The organism is Leptospira andrefontaineae (genome assembly GCF_004770105.1).
Taxonomy (GTDB): domain Bacteria; phylum Spirochaetota; class Leptospiria; order Leptospirales; family Leptospiraceae; genus Leptospira_B; species Leptospira_B andrefontaineae.
In genome coordinates this window covers 1-1,101 of record NZ_RQEY01000007.1, presented here as the reverse complement: position 1 = coordinate 1,101, position 1,101 = coordinate 1, and the positions used below count along the sequence as shown (strand labels likewise).

The window sequence follows — 1,101 nt, the reverse complement described above, 5'->3', positions numbered from 1 at the left end:
TGCTATATTCTGCCAAGTTAATACACGAGAAGAACTACTGTATTTGAATTCAGGTTTTGTAGTATGGCGATCCGAATCTACAGTTTTAAGAATTGGTCTTCCTGAATCGAAAGAAGTATCATACACCATTGTGTATGTCCAAAGTTTTCCGCCTGTCCAACCAACTTCTATCTTATCCAGAAGTTTATCCATGACCATAGTAAACCCGGGAGCCATACTCACATACGAATCACCTCTGGACTTTGTGATAAATTTAACGTATTGTTTTGCAGGAAATCCGCTTCTGCTATTGCCGGTATATTTGATCTCTTGAATATATAAGTTTCGTTTTTCTGAATAATTGGAAGTATCGTAGGTAACTTGCATATAGTTTCCGTTCCGATCTTCTGTTTTGGAAAGATACCAACTATATGTTCTGGAGATCTGATTTGGATCATAGATCCGATTGGAAGAAGAATCTCCAAAGATCGTTTTGGTTCCGCCAGAATCCAAAACCTCCCAGGTTCCCCCGTTCTCTATATTCGTTAATTTTAATAATGCAAAATCTTCTTCCGTGATCTCGGGTCTATACACCCCGTTCTCATTGGAAGTGGAACCGGAAACTTTGATGAGTCTTTTTCCGTTCCAAGTAAATGTATCTCTGGAATCATAGAATAGAGCTCCATATTCAGGAGTTCTTGTAATTGCTCCAAGTCCTATACTCCAACCGATCCCAGTCCATCCGTCTCCTCCAGTAGAAGAGTAAGATAACGCAAGACCGGGCTGAACTCCAGCTCTTCCTGCGGGAACCTGGATTGGATAATTTAAAGAAACTGCTCCGAAATTATTCGGTTCAGGTGGTGCGATAAATGACGCTCCGGCTAAAGCATCTGCTTTCGTTTCCGGATCATCGATCGCTTCGCTATAGTTTGTGGAAATAGAAAATAGATCACTTCCTTCAGGTGCAGGTGCTGAACCTGGAGACAGAAAAGAAGTTCCCGAAGGAACAACTCCCGCAAATCGGAACAATCGATCCATTATTCCTGATCCGCCTGAACAAGAAGTTAAAAGAACAGGCAGTATAATTGCAATAATCCAGCGCTTCAAAAAAGTTTTTAAATT

At 40.9% G+C, this 1,101-nt stretch carries 1 protein-coding gene; it reads right to left on the bottom strand.

Translation table 11 applies throughout. The features are described 5' to 3' along the window. Positions 1 to 1,086, bottom strand: a 1,086-nt coding sequence (locus tag EHO65_RS04575; RefSeq protein WP_425269325.1) for a SpvB/TcaC N-terminal domain-containing protein, incomplete at its 3' end; no start/stop codon positions are given. Positions 1,087 to 1,101 lie beyond the last annotated feature (15 nt).